Consider the following 16092-nt stretch of genomic DNA (forward strand, 5'->3'; position numbering starts at 1 on the left):
CACGGCGTAAAAAAGCCGGAGACAGGTGAACTGACCCCAGAAAGTTGGACAGTTGATTTGCTAGGCTAGAGAGGGCTGAGTCCTGTACTTCACGGGACTCAGCCCTTTAAGTTTGAGCTTGATGCGGTCGTGATTGTAATAGTGAATGTATTGGCGCAGGCCTTGCTGTAGCTCCTCGACGCTGGCGAACTTGTTCAGGTAGAAGAACTCGGACTTCAGGGTGCCGAAGAAGCTTTCCATGGTGGCGTTGTCGAGGCAATTGCCCTTGCGGGACATGCTGGGACGGATTCTGCGCTGTTTGAGCATCCGCTGATAGGCCGGCATCTGGTACTGCCAACCCTGATCGGAATGCAGCAGCGGTCGGTCCTTCGGGCTGAGGCGGCGGAACGCCTTCTTCAGCATATTGCTCACCATCTCGAAGGTGGGCCTACGGGCAGTCTCGTAGGCGATGATCTCGCCGTTGTACAGGTCCAGCACCGGGGAGAGGTACAGCTTCTCGCCGGCCACGTTGAATTCGGTCACGTCGGTTACCCACTTCCGATTCGGACGCCTGGCCTGGAATTGCCGTTGCAGAACATTGGGTGCGACACGGCCTACCGTGCCCTTGTAGGAGCGGTATTTCTTCGGCCGGACCAACGACTTCAGTCCCATCTCTCTCATGAGGCGCTGAACCGTCTTGTGGTTGACGATCGTGCCGGTTTGCCGGATTACCGCCGTGATGCGGCGGTAGCCATAACGGCCCATGTGCCGGGCAAAGAGTTCGCGAATGCGCGCTTTCAGCTCCGTATATTTGTCGTGGGCCTGCAGCACGGCCTGCTGGTAGTAGAACGTGCTGCGCGCCAGTCCTGCCACCCTCAGCAAGCCGGCCAACGGGTACTGCTGCCTCAGCTCAAGCACTATTTGCGCTTTTTGGGTTGCGCAGATGTCTTGCTCGCTTGAACCAAGGCGTCGAGCTTTTTTAGGTACGCGTTCTCCATGCGCAGGTAGTCCAACTCTTCAAGGAGTTCTTCGCGCGTGCGCGTCAGGTCGCCTGATGACCGCGATGGCTTTGTCTTGGGAGTCCGTTGTGGCATCTTGCTGGGCCGTCGTCCCCTGGGGCGAGGCGTCAGAGCTTCTAAACCCCCAGCATCATACTGGCGTTCCCACACGCCAATGGCGCCGCTACCGCGGATGTCGAACAGCGCCGCCACTTCCCGATGCGACAAGCCTTGGCGGCGCATCCGCTCAAGCACGGAGAGCTTGAACTCTGCGCTGTAGGTCTTGTACCTGCGCTTGAGACTGGCTTGGCCATGCAGCCGATAGGCTGCAACCCACCGCCGCACCGTCCCCTCGTCAATCCCATAGCGCTTGGCGAGCGCGCCGGCCCCTGCGTGCCCGGTCAGATACTCCTTGATGACCGACAGTCTGAACTGCTCGGTGTACCTATACATGAAAACACCCCAAAAGTTGGTGTCCAACTTTTGGGGTGCAGTTCAAGGCTCCGGCTTTCTTCTGACTCGCTACGCCGGCCCGGGATCAGGCAAGCGCGGGCACGCCACCGTGGCGGAAGCCGAAGGCTTCGCCGCTGCGCGACGCGGCCCGCCCGTCAGACAACTTGAACACAGCCACCGACGACAGCAGGCTGCGGCTCTGTTCGTCAAGAGCCGTCGCGGCGGCCGCCGCTTCTTCAACCAGCGCCGCGTTCTGCTGGGTCACGTCGTCGATCTGCGTCACCGCCGCGTTCACCTGCTCGATGCCGCTGGTCTGTTCCGTCGACGCCGCCGAGATGTCGGCCACCAGCTGCGACACCTGCCGCACGGCTTCCACGATCTCGTGCATGGTCTGGCCGGCGTTGTCGACCAGCGTGGAACCTTCCTGCACCTTGCTGACCGATCCTTCGATCAGCTCCTTGATCTCCTTGGCCGCCGCGGCGCTGCGCTGGGCCAGCGTGCGCACCTCGCCGGCCACCACGGCAAAGCCGCGTCCCTGCTCGCCGGCACGGGCCGCTTCCACGGCAGCGTTCAGCGCCAGGATGTTGGTCTGGAACGCAATGCCTTCGATCACGCCGATGATGTCGACGATGCGACCGGAGCGCTTCGAGATATCGCCCATGGTGCTGACCACATTGCCCACCACCTGGCCACCCTTCTCGGCCAGCGACGACGCGCTTTGCGCCAGCTTGTCGGCATGACCGGCATTGTCGGCGTTCTGCCTGACCGTGACAGCCAGTTCCTCGATGCTCGCGGCGGTCTGTTCCAGCGCCGAAGCCTGCTCCTCGGTGCGCTGCGACAGGTCGACGTTGCCTTGCGCGATCTGCCCCGAAGCGGTAGCCACCGCCTCGCTCGACGCCTTGATGTGGTGAACGATATCGGCCAGCGTCAGGCGCATGCGATTCATCGCGTGCAGCATGCTGGACGTATCGCCCGGCTTCAGCACGACTTCCAGCGCCAGGTTGCCGGCCGCCACTTCGCCGGCCACCTGCGCCGCGTAGGCCGGCTCGCCGCCCAGCTGGCGCACCAGCCCGCGTGCCAGTACCAGCGCAAGCGCCACCACCAGTACCGCCATCGTCAGCAGCGCGCCAATCATCAGGTTGCGTGCCGACGCAAAGACCTGCTCCACATGCTTGCCGCTGGCTTCCGACCCGGTCACGTTGAGCTTGACGGCCTGGTCGATGCTGGCTTCCAGCTGGCTGCGCACCTGGAACGATTCGCCGCGCAGCATGGCCACCGCACCCTGGCGGTCGCCGCCGCGCGACAGCGCCAGCAACTTGTCGTGGACGGCCAGGTACTGCGCCATGAGCGCCGTCATCTCACGATACGTGAGCCGTTCGGCTTCCGTCGCAAGCAGGCTGGCAAAGGTTTTCTCGGCGTCGCGGAAGGCATCGAGCTGCTTGCCCATCAGGGCCTCGTATCGGCGGAATTCCTCGTCCGAGGCCGACAGCACGTGCTGCAACTCCGACGTGCGATACGCGTTCAAGTGGCTCTTCATCTCAAGGGAATGACGCACCGACGGCATCCAGTTGTCCTTGATATCCCGCGCGGCATCGCCGACACGGCCCAACTCGAACAGCGCGAAACCGCCCATTCCGCATGTCATCGCAAGCACGACCGCAAAGGCCGACATGATGCGCTGGAAGACGGTCATTCGTTGAAAAAGTTGCATTGGCGTTACCTCCCGGTATCTGGATTTATTGGCTGGGCATGATGTGTTGTCCGCGAAGTTTCCCGTTCGGGCCGTATCCTCGACCTCTCCAGTCATCGGCTAACGGTGGTTTGTTGACTCAACTAAACGGTCAATTGGTCAGATTCACGCCCTTCCGAAGTGGGGAGGTCGGGCAGGCGATGCCTGCCGCGCGTGCCGATTACGCCGCCACGGGCAGCAATATGGCGTAACACGGCGACATGTTTCCGCTAGCGAATTCCGGCCCGGTCCGGCCTATAGTTCGCAGCGTCGCCGCACTCGGCAGTACCAGGCAGGAAGCGCCATGTTCAGCTTTGTCTATGGACCGGACAACGTCTACGCCCGTCTCGGCTTTGTCGACGCCGAAGACATCCCGCGCAAGGCCGCGATCGTGATGGATCTGGCGCGGGGGCTGCAGGCGGCCCGGGTGACGCTGGCGGACGCCGCAGCGCTGCTGCGCCTGCCGCAGTCTGACCTGGCCATGCTCCTGGCCGGCAAGTTCCAGCATTTCCGGCTGGACGAGTTGTGCCAATGGCGCGAACGCGTGCGCAGGCTGCGCATCAAGGCGTGAGGATGGCGATCTCCTCGACTTGGGTGCCCCGCCGGCTTCAGCCGTTGCCGGCAGATTGCCCCAGGCGTCGCTGCGACGCCGCCACGGCTGCGGTGCGTGTTTCCACACCGAGCTTTTCGTAGATGTGTTCCAGGTGCTTGTTGACGGTGCGCGGGCTCATGCCCAGTATCTCCGCAACATCGCGATTGGTCTTGCCGCGCGCCACCCAGGCCATGACCTCGGCCTCGCGTGCAGTGAGCACGGGCCCGGCGCCGGCCGGGGCGTCGGCATCGGCCCCCTCGCCGGCCAACGTAGGCGCGCCCAGTTCGACCACCATCCAGTCCGATGCATCCCCGGTCAAGCGGCGCAGCGACATGCCATCCAGCGTGACATGCGCCGCAAGCCTGAGCCGCTGCAGCGCGTCGTGCAGCGCTGACGGCAAGCCACCGCCCGGCACCGGGGCCGGCCACCCCCGGTCAAGCCACACCTGCGTGGCGCTGGCGTTGCTCCACAGCCAGCGGCCATCGAGTCCCGCCGCAAACATCGGCACCGTGCTGCCCAGCACGGCGTCACGCGCGCTGCGGGCCAGCCGCGCCTTGCTGGCGTGGGACCGCACCCGCGCGACGACCTCGGCAATGGCCACGGGCTTGGTGACATAGTCGCAGGCCCCCACCTCGAAGCCCCGCACGATATGCCCCGTATCGCCCAGCCCGGTCATGAAAATGACCGGCAGGTCGGCGTGGCGGTCCATCAGCGCCTGGCAGGTGGCGAAGCCGTCCATGCCGGGCATGTCGACGTCGAGCAATACGGCATCGGGCGCGAAGAACGCCAGCGCATCGAGCGCGGCGTTGCCGCTTGACGCGGCATGCACGAGCATGGCCTCGTCGCCCAGCGCACGGGTCAGCATGCCGCGCGCGTCGGGGCTGTCGTCCACCACCAGCACACGTGTTTCCATGGCGTCAGCCAGACGCCGGATATCAGGATCGGGTTGCATGAAGCGCCTCGCCAAGTGAAGCGGTCAGGGCCGCAGCGTCGGTTCGTGCCAGCGCCAGCATCTGGCTAGCCCACGCGGCAACGGCATCACCGCCCTGCGCCAGTTCCGACAAATGCGCCTCGGCGGCACGAAGCCGGCCGGTTGCGCCCATCGCCAGCAGTTCGCGCAAGGTCTCGTCATCCGGCTGGGCCGGCTGTTGCGGCGGCGGTTGCGCCGGTAGCGGCGTCGGCGCCAGAGCCAGCGCGCGGTGGACCATATCAATCAGCTCCGCCTCGCGCACGGGCTTGCTGACAAAGCCGAGGTAGCCATGCAGCTGGCGGGCCTCCTCGGTGTTTTCATGGGCATTGGCGGACACGATGACCACCTGCGGCGCAGGCTGCTCCGCGCGAATCTCGCGACACAGATCCCAGCCCGAGGCATCGGGCAGGTTCAGATCGAGCAGCACCAGCTGCGGCCGCCAGTCACGCAGCACAGGCAGCACCTGCGCGCCCTCGCCCACCTCCTGCACCGCCAGGTCGAGCGGCGCCAGAAAGCCCCGCAGCACGGCGCGATGCGCAGCCCTGTCATCGACGATCAGCACGCGCGCACCCGACGGCAACGGCTTCGCCGGCATCGCCTTGCGTGGCTTGGGTACCGCCGAGACCACCGGCAGATAGAGCCGCACCAGAAACTCGCTGCCTTCGCCGGGCGCGCTGCGCACGACGATGTCCCCGCCCATCAGGTCTGCCAGCAGCCGCACGATGGCAAGCCCCAGCCCGATCCCTTCGCGGTCGTCGTGCGGCGTGACGCGCTCGAATGGGTCGAAGATGCGCGCCTGGTCTTCGGCGGGAATGCCGGGGCCGGTGTCGCTTACGCTGATGGTGGCCAGTTCGCGCTGATGGCGCACGGTCAGCGTGACCGATCCGTGATCGGTGAACTTGATCGCGTTGCTGACCAGGTTGATGACAATCTGCCGGAGCCGCTTGGAGTCTCCATGCACATGCAGCGGCAGCCGGCCCGCTACGCGATAGTGGAATGCCAGCCCGCGCGCGGCGGCCAGGGGACGGAACATGCGGACCAGGTCGTCGAACAGGGATTCCAGCGACACGGCCTCCTGCTCCAGCCGCAGCTTGCCGGCCTCGATGCGCGACAACTCCAGCAGGCCGTCCACCAGGCTAGAGAGGTGTTCGCCGGCGCGCCCGATCGTGCGCACGTCCTCGCGGCACGGGATGGGCAGCGTGGGTACGCGCAGCAGCAATTGCGAGTATCCAAGGATCGAATTCAGCCCGGCACGCATTTCATGGCTCATGCCGGTGATGAAGCGGCTCTTGGCCACGTTGGCCTTCTCGGCCACATCCTTGGCGTGCTGCAGCAGCGCATCGGTCTGCCGGTGCGCGTCGATTTCCTTCTGCAGCAGCACGTTCTGGCGCTCCGATTCTTCCTGCGCCACCGTACGGCTTTCATTGACCAGCACCAGCCACCACGCCGCCACGGCCGAGAACAGCGTCAGCCCCGCGCCGATCTTCAGGAACAACGCGCCACCGGTCGGCCCGGCCGATGCCAGCACACTCGACAGTTGCTCTTGCGTATAGAGCAGCCAGAGCAGCGTGCCAAACGCGAACACCATGCCGGCAAGCATCAGCACGAACTGCCCGATGCGGCGCGCGGCCACCGGCGGCGTGCCGGCCGGCAGCACGCGGGTGAGCGCGGTGGCAATCTGCTCCTGCGCGCTGGCGCCCGGCTTGCAGCGGTCACCGCAACGTGCGTCGAGCGTGCAGCAGAGCGAACAGATCGGCCCGCGGTACGCGGGGCAGCCGGCCATGTCCTCGCGCTCGAACGCATTGCGGCAGATCGCGCAACGGATCACGGCATGGCGGTCGCCAAAGTCCACCGGCGTGCGCGCCATGAAGTAGCGGCTCTGCGTCACCAGCGCGATCACCGGCGGCAATACCGTCGCCAGCGCCAGCGCTACACCGATCGACGCAGGCCGCAGGACGTCGCCGAACACGCCCAGGTGCATCAGCAGCGACAGCCCCGACGCCAGGGCCATGCTGCCGAAGCCGGCTGGATTGATGTCGAACAGGTAGGCACGCCGGAACTCGACATGGTGTGGCGACAGCCCCAGTGGCTTGCTGATGACCAGGTCACCGAATATCGCGCCCACCCACGCCACGGCCAGATGCGCATAGAGGGCCAGCACCTGCTCCATCGCCTCGAACACGCCCATGGCCATCAGCATGACCGCAATCAACACATTGAACGCCAGCCAGACCACGCGCCCGGGATGGCTGTGCGTCAGCCGCGCAAACACGTTGGACCAGGCAAGCGAACCGGCGTAGGCATTGGTGATGTTGATCTTGGTCTGCGATACCAGTACCAGCAGTCCGGTCAGCACTACCGGCGCCCATGCCGGCCACCCATCGCCCAGCCCGCGTGCGAAGCCCGCCAGGTACATCTGCGTGGGCTCCAGCGCATGGGCAATCGGCAACTCCGCCCGCAGCACGATGAACGCCAGAAAGGCACCGCCCGCCATCTTGGCGGCGCCCAGCACGATCCAGCCGGGCCCGGCGGCTATCAGCGCCGTCCACCAGCGAAAGCGATTCTTGCGCGTCAGTGGCGGCATGAAGCGCAGGAAGTCCACCTGCTCGGCAATCTGCCCGATCAGCGCCGCGGCCACCGTGGCTGCCGCGCCGAACGCGTGCCAGGAGAAGCCGTCGCCATCGGCCAGGCGGCCGTTCAGCGACAGAAACGCGGTGTAGTGCTGGGGCTCGCGCCAGAGGATCAGTGCGTAGGGCAGCACCAGCAACACCAGCCAGAGCGGCTGCGTCCATAGCTGGATACGCGACAGCAGCGTGACGCCATGCGTGACCAGCGGGATCACGATGACCGACGACAACAGGTAGCCGATCCATCGCGGCATGCCGAACAGCAACTCGAACGCCTGCGCCATGATGGCCGCCTCGAGCGCAAAGAAGATGAACGTGAAGCTGGCGTAGATCAGCGACGTGATGGTCGACCCCAGGTAGCCGAACCCGGCGCCGCGTGCGAGCAGGTCCATGTCCAGGCCGTCGCGCGCCGCGTGGTAGGAGATCGGCAGGCCGGTCAGGAAGATGACCAGGCTGACCACGCCGATGGCCCACATCGCGTTGGTAAAGCCGTAACTCAGCGTGATGGCCGCACCAATCGCTTCCAGCGCCAGGAAGGCCACTGCACCAAAAGCGGTATTGGCCACCCGGAAGGCGCTCCATTTGCGGAACGACCTTGGTGCATAGCGCAGGGCGTAATCCTCCAGCGTCTCGTCGGCAACCCAGCGGTTGTAATCGCGCCGGATCTTGCTGATGCGCTGCACGGGCTGGGTGGCACTCGACATATCGTGGATGCGGGCAGGGTCGAACCGCCTTGCGAATGCAAGAGGCGTGCCGTGCCTGCCGACGACGCGCGGCACCCCCCGCCGTACGTTGAATGACGTATTCCGCCCTGCGCATGCCCCCCGCATGATCCGCCCAACGCAGCATCCACCCCCAACTTGCCTTCCAGGAGCGTTGAACATGCGTGACAAGAACCAAAACGGGTCGTCTCCGGCAGCCTCGGCCGAAGATCGTGCGGTATCGCTGAACCGGCGCCGGCTGATGCAGGGCCTGGCCGCCCTGCCCGCACTGCCGCTGGCCGGCATGGCGGCCCAGGCCCACGGCGCCAACCTGCCCACGTCGGCCGTCAACACGACAAAGCTGGCGGTGACCGATACCGAAGTCACCGTCGGCCAGCTCCATTCGGCCACGGGCACCATGGCGATCTCGGAAACCGGTTCCATCCAGGCCGAGCAGCTGGCCATCGACCAGATCAACGCGGCCGGCGGCATCCTGGGTCGCAAGATCAAGGTCATCAAGGAAGACGGCGCATCCGACTGGCCCACGTTCGCCGAGAAATCGAAGAAGCTGCTCGTCAACGACCGCGTGGCGGCCGTGTTCGGCTGCTGGACGTCGGCCTCGCGCAAGGCCGTGCTGCCGGTCTTTGAAAAGGAAAACGGCCTGCTGTACTACCCCACCTTCTATGAAGGGCTGGAACAGTCGAAGAACGTGATCTACACCGGCCAGGAGGCCACGCAGCAGATCATCTGGGGCCTGGACTGGGCCGCCAAGCAGAAGAACGCGAAGAGCTTCTTCCTGATCGGATCGGACTACATCTGGCCGCGCACGTCGAACAAGATCGCTCGCAAGCACATCGAGAACTTCCAGAAGGCCAAGGTGGTGGGCGAAGAGTACTACCCGCTGGGCCACACCAACTTCAACTCGCTGATCAACAAGATCAAGGTGGCCAAGCCCGACTGCATCTACGCGATCGTGGTGGGCGGCTCGAACGTGGCTTTCTACAAGCAGCTCAAGGCAGCGGGCATCACGGCGGACAAGCAGTTCCTGCTGACGATCTCGGTGACCGAGGACGAAGTGCTGGGCATCGGCGGCGAGAACATCGCCGGCTTCTATGCCGCCATGAAGTACTTCCAGTCGCTGGACAACCCCAACAACAAGCAGTTCGTGGACGCCTTCAAGGCGAAGTTTGGCGCGAAGTCCGTGATTGGCGATGTCACGCAGGCAGCCTACCTGGGCCCCTGGCTGTGGAAGGCCGCCGTGGAGAAGGCCGGCAGCTTCGACATCGACAAGGTGGTGGCGGCCTCACCGGGCATCGAGCTGAAGACCGCCCCCGAAGGGTATGTGAAGGTCGACGCGAACCACCATCTCTGGAGCAAGACCCGCGTCGGACTGGCGCAGCTGGACGGCCAGTTCAAGGTGGTGGCCGAGTCGCCGCAGCTGATCCCGCCGAACCCGTTCCCCAAGGGTTACCAGTAAACATCAACGCGGGAGCAACGGTCATGAATCTCTCCGACATGCTGAACATTGGCCTGATGCAGGGCTTTGCCGGCCTGAGCCTGTTCTCGGTGCTGCTGCTGATGGCGCTGGGCCTGGCCATCATCTTCGGGCAGATGGGTGTCATCAACATGGCCCATGGCGAGTTCATGACCATCGGCGCCTATACGATCTTCCTGGCATCCACCACCGTCGAGCGGCTGGCGCCGGCGTGGATGGCCTGGTACTTCCCGCTGGCCATCTGCGCCGCCTTCGGCATCGCGTTCGTCGCGGGCTGGCTGGCCGAATGGGCGCTGATCCGGCACCTGTACAAGCGCCCGCTCGATACCCTGCTGGCCACCTGGGGGCTCTCGCTGGGCATGCAGCAGATGTTCCGCTCGACCTTCGGGCCCAAGGAAGTGAGCCCGACGCTGCCCGACTGGCTGATGGGGTCGTGGGCCCCTGCGCCGGGGCTCGACATCCCGATCAACGGGCTGTTCGTGATGGCGCTGACGCTTGGCGTGACCGGACTGGTGTGGCTGGCGCTGTATCGGTCCCGCTGGGGTCTGCGCGTGCGGGCCACCACGGCCAACCGGGCCATGGCCAATGCTGCCGGCATCAATACGAAACGCACCGACCGCCTGACGTTCGCCATCGGTTGCGGTATTGCCGGCGTGGCAGGCGCGGCCTTCACGACGATTGGCTCGACCGGACCCACCAGCGGTGCGCTGTATATCGTCGATTCGTTCCTGGTGGTGACGTTCGGCGGCGCTGCCAGCCTGGCCGGCACGGTGGCATCGGCTTTCGGTATCGCCCAGACCCAATCGATCACCGAGTTCTTCATGACGGGGTCGATGGCGCGCGTGGTGACGCTGCTGCTGATCGTGTCGATCCTGATGATTCGCCCGCAGGGCCTGTTCGCCCCGGCAGTACGGCGTTGACCCCGAACCAATCTGCTCACGGAGTTCGATGATGTCTCCCACCCAATCGCTGTCGCTACGGCAACGGCTTCGCGCCTTCAGCGGCGAATGGCTCGGCTACGCCCTGCTGGCGCTGGTCCTGGTCGTGGTCATGCCGCTGGCGCTCGACGTCTTCCGCCTGAACCTGGTCGGCAAGTACCTGAGCTATGCGTTCATTGCAGTGGGCCTGGTCATGCTGTGGGGCTATGGCGGCGTGCTGAGCCTGGGCCAGGGCGTGTTCTTCGGGCTGGGCGGCTATGCCATGGCCATGTTCCTGAAGCTGGAGGCATCGGATGCCAAAAGCACGGCCATCCAGTCCACCCCCGGCATTCCCGACTTCATGGACTGGAACCAGCTCACGGCACTGCCCTGGTGGTGGGAGCCGTTCCGGCATCTGCCGTTCGCGTTGCTGGGCGTCATCGTGGTGCCCGTGCTGCTCGCCTTCGTGGTCAGCTTCGCCATGTTCCGGCGCCGTGTCGGCGGCGTCTACTTCGCCATCATCACGCAGGCCGTGGCACTGATCCTGTCGGTGCTGATCATCGGCCAGCAGGGCTATACGGGGGGCGTCAACGGCATCACGGACCTCAAGACCATGCTTGGCTGGGACATCCGTACCGACAGCGCAAAGATCATCCTCTACTTCGCCAACGTTGCCCTGCTCTTCGCCATGATGCTGCTGTGCCGCTGGATCCAGCGCACCAAGCTCGGCGTGCTGCTGTTGGCGATGCGCGACAAGGAAGACCGCGTACGGTTTTCGGGCTACGACGTCGCGATGTTCAAGGTCTTCGTGTTCTGCCTGGCCGCCGCGCTGTCGGCCATCGGCGGCGCCATGTTCACGCTGCAGGTGGGCTTCATGTCACCGTCGTTCGTCGGCATCGTGCCTTCGATCGAAATGGTGATCTTCGCGGCAGTGGGCGGGCGCATGAGCCTGGTGGGCGCGGTGTGGGGCACGTTGCTGGTCAACGCCGGCAAGACCTATTTCTCGGAGAGCTTTCCGGACCTGTGGCTGTTCCTGATGGCGGGGCTGTTCATCGGCGTGGTGGTGGCCTTCCCCGATGGCCTGGCCGGGCTTTACCGCAAGTATGTGACCGGCCGGCGCCGCGCCGGCGAGCCGACCGAGCCTGCCGAAGGCATGCCGGCCACCACAGCCTGACCGGGAGCGACCATGAGCAACACCGATTTCATGCTGGCGGTGGAAGACCTGTCCGTGTCGTTCGACGGCTTCAAGGCCATCGACAACCTCACGCTGTATGTCGACCGCGACGAACTCCGCGTCATCATCGGCCCGAACGGCGCAGGCAAGACCACGCTGCTGGACCTGGTGTGCGGCAAGACCCGCGCCACCGGCGGCAGCATCAAGTTCGCGAATCGGGAGATGACGGGGCTGTCGGAATACGCGATCGTGCGCGCCGGCGTCGGACGCAAGTTCCAGACGCCTTCGATCTACGAGAACCTGAGCGTGTTCCAGAACCTGGCGGTGTCCTTCCCGCGCGGTCGCGGCGTGTTCGGCGCCCTGGCCTTCCGCACGACCGACGAAGTGCGCCAGCGTGTGGCTGACGTGGCGGCCGAGATCGGCCTGGGCGACGCGCTGGACCGCGAGGCCGCGCAGCTTTCACACGGGCAGAAGCAATGGCTGGAGATAGGCATGCTGCTGATGCAGGCGCCTCAGCTGCTGATGCTGGACGAACCGATTGCCGGCATGAGTGTCCGCGAACGCGAACTGACCGCCAACCTGCTCAAGCGCATCAGCAAGGGCCGCGCCGTGATCGTGATCGAACACGACATGGATTTCGTGCAGCAGATCGCGGACAAGGTCACCGTCATGCACCAGGGCAGGATCCTGGCCGAAGGATCGATGGCGCAGGTGCAGAACGACCCGCGCGTCATCGACGTCTATCTGGGCCACTAGGCCCGCACGCCACCGGACAAGGAGGAATTCCGCATGCTGACCGTCGATAAAGTGGTGGTGAACTATGGCCAGAGCGAGGCGCTGCACGGCGTGTCGTTCGCGGCCGCGCAAGGCGAGACCGTTGCCATCATGGGCCGCAACGGCATGGGCAAGACCACGCTGTTCAAGGCCATGATCGGCATGCTGCCGCTGCGCGCCGGCCAGGTCTGCGTGAACGGCCACGACGTCTCGCGCGACGAGAGCTACCGGCGCGTGCGCGCCGGCATCGGCTATGTGCCGCAGGGGCGCATGATCTTCTCGCACCTGACCGTCGAGGAGAACATCCTGACCGGCATGGAACAGGGCAACACCCGGCGCATTCCCGACGAGATCTTCGCCATGTTTCCCGTGCTGTTCGACATGCGCCGTCGCAAGGGCGGCAACCTGTCCGGCGGGCAGCAGCAGCAACTGGCCATTGCCCGTGCGCTGGTGTCCAACCCGAAGGTGCTGCTGCTGGACGAGCCCACCGAAGGCATCCAGCCGTCGATCATCAAGGACATCGCGCGTGCGCTCAACGAGATCCGGCGCACCCGCGACATCACCATCGTCTTTTCCGAACAGGTGCTGAGCTTTGCGCTGGATGTGGCAGACCGCCTGTTCGTCATCGAGGGCGGGCGCTTTGTCCATGAGACCCAGCGGCACGGCACCGATGTGGCGCACATCCGCGAATACCTGTCCGTCTAGTTCCGCATCCCTTTCGTTCGTTCCTTCACCCATCCCTGCACGCACCCAGGAGGCAAGCGCATGACCGATACCCTGATCAAGGTCGATCTGGCCCAATCACCGTACGAGAATCCCAACGTCCACAACCGCTGGCACCCCGACATTCCGATGGCCTGCTGGGTCAAGCCGGGCGACGACTTCATTCTGGAAACCTACGACTGGACCGGCGGCTTCATCAAGAACAACGATTCCGCCGACGATGTACGCGACATCGACCTGTCCATCGTCCACTTCCTGTCTGGCCCGGTTGGGGTCGAAGGCGCCGAGCCGGGCGACCTGCTCGTGGTAGACCTCCTCGACATCGGCGCCAAGGCCGACAGCCAGTGGGGCTTCAACGGGTTCTTCTCGAAGCAGAACGGTGGCGGCTTCCTGACCGACCATTTCCCGCAGGCCCAGAAGTCGATCTGGGACTTCCATGGCATGTTCACGTCGTCGCGCCACATTCCTGGCGTGAACTTTGCCGGGCTGATCCATCCGGGCCTGATCGGCTGCCTGCCGGACCCGGCCATGCTGGAAACCTGGAACCAGCGCGAGGCCGACCTGCTGGCGACGGACCCGAACCGCGTTCCCGCCCTGGCCAATCCGCCGTTCGCGGCCACCGCGCACATGGGCAAGCTGCAGGGCGATGCCCGCGACCAGGCAGCGGCTACTGGCGCGCGCACCGTGCCGCCTCGCGAGCACGGCGGCAATTGCGACATCAAGGACCTGTCGCGCGGCGCCAAGATCTACTTTCCGGTCTATGTCGACGGCGCCGGCCTGTCCGTTGGCGACCTGCACTTCTCGCAGGGCGATGGCGAAATCACGTTCTGCGGCGCGATCGAAATGGCGGGCTGGGTCCACATGCGCGTCACGCTGATCAAGGGCGGCATGGCCAAGTACGGTGTCCGCAATCCGATCTTCAAGCCCAGCCCCATCACGCCGAACTACAACGACTACCTGATCTTTGAAGGCATCTCGGTCGACGAGTCGGGCAAGCAGCATTACCTGGACGTGAATGTCGCCTATCGCCAGGCCTGCCTCAACGCGATCGAATACCTGACGAAGTTCGGCTACTCGCGCGCCCAGGCCTATTCGCTGCTGGGCACCGCGCCCGTCCAGGGCCATATCAGCGGCGTGGTGGACGTGCCCAACGCCTGCGCCACGCTGTGGCTGCCGACACAGATATTCGACTTCGATATCCGCCCCAGCGCAAGCGGGCCAACCCGGATGATCCAGGGCGGCGTGGACCTGCCGCTTTCGCCGGACCTGATCTGAGCCACCCCGCCGCCGGAGCCACCATGCCCACCTACGACTATCGCTGCCACGGCTGTGGCACGTTCACCGTGATCCGCCCGATGGCGCGGCGCGACGACCCGGCGGCCTGTCCCGGATGCGGCACGGCCGCCAGCCGCGCGCTGGTGGCGGCCCCGGCGCTGGCCAGCCTGAGCACGGCCGCCCGCACCGCGCATGCCACCAACGAGCGCAGCGCGGCGGCGCCGAAGGAAAGCCGGTCACACGGTGCGGGATGCGGTTGCTGCGGGCCGGTCAAGCTGGCCAGCCCGCCCAACGCCATCAAGCAACCGGCCGGCCGGCCCTGGATGATCAGTCACTGACCGCACGCCATCACGGCTTGGCCAGCGACCGTGCGTGCCAGCGCCCCTGCGTCGTGCTGGCCACCATCACGGCGGCCAACAGCAAGGCCGCCAGGGTCCACGCCACGGCTGGCACCCATGGGAGCCAGCCTGCCAATGGCGCCGCCTTGCTGGCGCCCGAGGACACCGTGGCGATGCGGATGAATGCGGCAATCGCCCCCACCGCGAACACCAGCCCCGTGAAGGCGCCTTCGTGGCCCACATGACCGGCGTCCAGCGCAGCCCTCAGCATCGCGGCGAACAGGACACCCCAGAGTCCGCCGGCCACGCATTGCGCGACGAGCACGGCCGGTAGCGAACCGGCGGCGGCAAAGCCGAACAGCGCCAGCGCGCCGCAAGCGGCAGCCGCCACCAGCAACCGCCGGGCGGGATAGCGCCGCAGCGCGGCCAGTTCGGGCAACAGCACGCATAGCGCGAAGCCAATCCAGAACGCGGGCGTCACCTGCACAAGCTGCGCGGGCGACACGTACCGCAGGTAGGCCGGGGCCGAGTTGATGGCCGTATGGATCTGGAAGCCCAGCGCCAGCAGGCCGAACGCGCCAAACAGCAGCCACGTATGGATCCGTCGAGGTTGGTAGGCCGAAGGCGGCGCCGGTTCGGCAGCATCGCCGCTGCGCCGCGCGGCGGCCGGCTCCATCCATCGCAAGGCCATCACCGCAATCACCAGCACCACGCTGGCCGCCACAAACGGCAGCACCGGCGATGCGCCACGCAGCCGTGCTGTCAGCACCGGGCCGATGGCGCCGGCGAGCCCAACGCCCAGCAACGAGCAGGCCACCAGAAACGAGGGGGCGCTGCCGTGCAGCCGGCGCGCGATCATCACCATCGGGGGCGCGCGCAGCGCGGACGACGTCGCCGCCCAGAGCGCGGTCAGCGCCAGAAGCCACGCGGGGGACGCCACACCGGGCAGCAGCACGAAGGCCAGGGCCGACACAACGGACACCGCGAGCACCCAACCGCCCAGCCGCCGCATGGCATCGGCCACCCGATCGGCCATCACGCCAAGCGCAAGATCGGTGATGACAAAGATCACCTGGTCCATCATCAGGATCCAGGCCACCTGCGACTTGGGCAAGCCCGCCTGCGCGGCCAGTTGCGGCAGGAATGCGACGTAGAGTGTCCACGCCAGGGCCAGCAGGCACTGCACGGAACAGAGGATCAATGCGTGCATGGCGGCCACCCTGCCCTATGTCTCGGGCGCCGCACGATGCCAGCGCCCCGTCCACAGCTAGGATAGGAAGCGGCCAGCCCTTTCACCAGCGCAGTGGCGGCTATCGGCCAGCGGCCAGCGGCCAGCCCGTGCGAGCG

13 protein-coding genes are annotated in these 16092 nt (G+C 65.7%); 8 read left to right on the forward strand and 5 right to left on the reverse strand.

The genetic code is table 11. The features are described 5' to 3' along the window. Positions 1 to 60: 60 nt before the first annotated feature. Positions 61 to 1430, reverse strand: a protein-coding gene (locus CYJ10_RS18160; RefSeq protein ID WP_374703210.1) for an IS3 family transposase whose coding sequence is annotated in 2 segments (ribosomal slippage) — positions 61 to 962 and positions 962 to 1430 — 1371 coding nt in all. Because the reading frame shifts where the segments join, the coding sequence is not laid out codon by codon here. Positions 1431 to 1515: 85 nt separating this feature from the next. Further along, positions 1516 to 3141: a methyl-accepting chemotaxis protein gene (locus tag CYJ10_RS35120; protein WP_180862975.1), complete on the reverse strand. Its 1626-nt coding sequence runs from the start codon at positions 3139 to 3141 to the stop codon at positions 1516 to 1518. Positions 3142 to 3463: 322 nt separating this feature from the next. Here CYJ10_RS35120 and CYJ10_RS18170 point away from each other — a divergent pair, with 322 nt between their 5' ends. Then, complete coding sequence (locus tag CYJ10_RS18170; protein ID WP_101682870.1) at positions 3464 to 3730, forward strand: XRE family transcriptional regulator; 267 nt, start codon at positions 3464 to 3466, stop codon at positions 3728 to 3730. Between the two features lie 37 nt (positions 3731 to 3767). Here the strand turns inward: CYJ10_RS18170 and CYJ10_RS18175 are convergent, their stop codons facing one another. Both CYJ10_RS18175 and CYJ10_RS18180 read right to left on the reverse strand, forming a co-directional pair. Beyond that, on the reverse strand, positions 3768 to 4703 hold the full coding sequence (locus CYJ10_RS18175; RefSeq protein WP_101682871.1) for a response regulator transcription factor: 936 nt from the start codon (positions 4701 to 4703) through the stop codon (positions 3768 to 3770). Further along, positions 4687 to 8052 (reverse strand): hybrid sensor histidine kinase/response regulator, encoded by a 3366-nt coding sequence (locus CYJ10_RS18180; protein WP_101682872.1) that lies wholly within the window; start codon positions 8050 to 8052, stop codon positions 4687 to 4689. Before CYJ10_RS18180 ends, CYJ10_RS18175 begins: the two co-directional genes overlap by 17 nt. A 178-nt stretch (positions 8053 to 8230) precedes the next feature. Between CYJ10_RS18180 and urtA the strand changes: the two genes are divergently transcribed. Genes urtA through CYJ10_RS18215 form a run of 7 tightly spaced genes read left to right on the forward strand, consistent with a single transcriptional unit; the run spans position 8231 to position 14745 of the window. Next, on the forward strand, positions 8231 to 9526 hold the full coding sequence (urtA, locus tag CYJ10_RS18185; RefSeq protein WP_219621478.1) for an urea ABC transporter substrate-binding protein: 1296 nt from the start codon (positions 8231 to 8233) through the stop codon (positions 9524 to 9526). A 23-nt stretch (positions 9527 to 9549) separates the two neighbouring features. Beyond that, complete coding sequence (gene urtB / locus CYJ10_RS18190) at positions 9550 to 10464, forward strand: urea ABC transporter permease subunit UrtB (protein WP_101682873.1); 915 nt, start codon at positions 9550 to 9552, stop codon at positions 10462 to 10464. 31 nt (positions 10465 to 10495) lie between these two features. Continuing rightward, positions 10496 to 11635: an urea ABC transporter permease subunit UrtC gene (gene urtC / locus CYJ10_RS18195; protein ID WP_101682874.1), complete on the forward strand. Its 1140-nt coding sequence runs from the start codon at positions 10496 to 10498 to the stop codon at positions 11633 to 11635. 12 nt (positions 11636 to 11647) lie between these two features. Beyond that, the gene (gene urtD, locus CYJ10_RS18200; RefSeq protein ID WP_101682875.1) at positions 11648 to 12391 is read left to right on the forward strand and encodes an urea ABC transporter ATP-binding protein UrtD; all 744 of its coding nucleotides are present in this window, start codon (positions 11648 to 11650) and stop codon (positions 12389 to 12391) included. Positions 12392 to 12424: 33 nt separating this feature from the next. Continuing rightward, positions 12425 to 13114 (forward strand): urea ABC transporter ATP-binding subunit UrtE, encoded by a 690-nt coding sequence (gene urtE, locus CYJ10_RS18205; protein ID WP_101682876.1) that lies wholly within the window; start codon positions 12425 to 12427, stop codon positions 13112 to 13114. A 60-nt stretch (positions 13115 to 13174) separates the two neighbouring features. Further along, on the forward strand, positions 13175 to 14407 hold the full coding sequence (gene fmdA, locus CYJ10_RS18210; protein ID WP_101682877.1) for a formamidase: 1233 nt from the start codon (positions 13175 to 13177) through the stop codon (positions 14405 to 14407). 23 nt (positions 14408 to 14430) lie between these two features. Then, a complete protein-coding gene (locus CYJ10_RS18215; RefSeq protein WP_101682878.1) occupies positions 14431 to 14745 on the forward strand; it encodes a zinc ribbon domain-containing protein in 315 nt (104 codons plus the stop codon). A 10-nt stretch (positions 14746 to 14755) separates the two neighbouring features. Here the strand turns inward: CYJ10_RS18215 and CYJ10_RS18220 are convergent, their stop codons facing one another. After that, positions 14756 to 15955, reverse strand: coding sequence for an MFS transporter (locus CYJ10_RS18220; RefSeq protein ID WP_101682971.1), 1200 nt, complete (start codon positions 15953 to 15955; stop codon positions 14756 to 14758). Positions 15956 to 16092 lie beyond the last annotated feature (137 nt).

Source organism: Cupriavidus pauculus, assembly GCF_002858765.1.
GTDB lineage: Bacteria > Pseudomonadota > Gammaproteobacteria > Burkholderiales > Burkholderiaceae > Cupriavidus > Cupriavidus pauculus_B.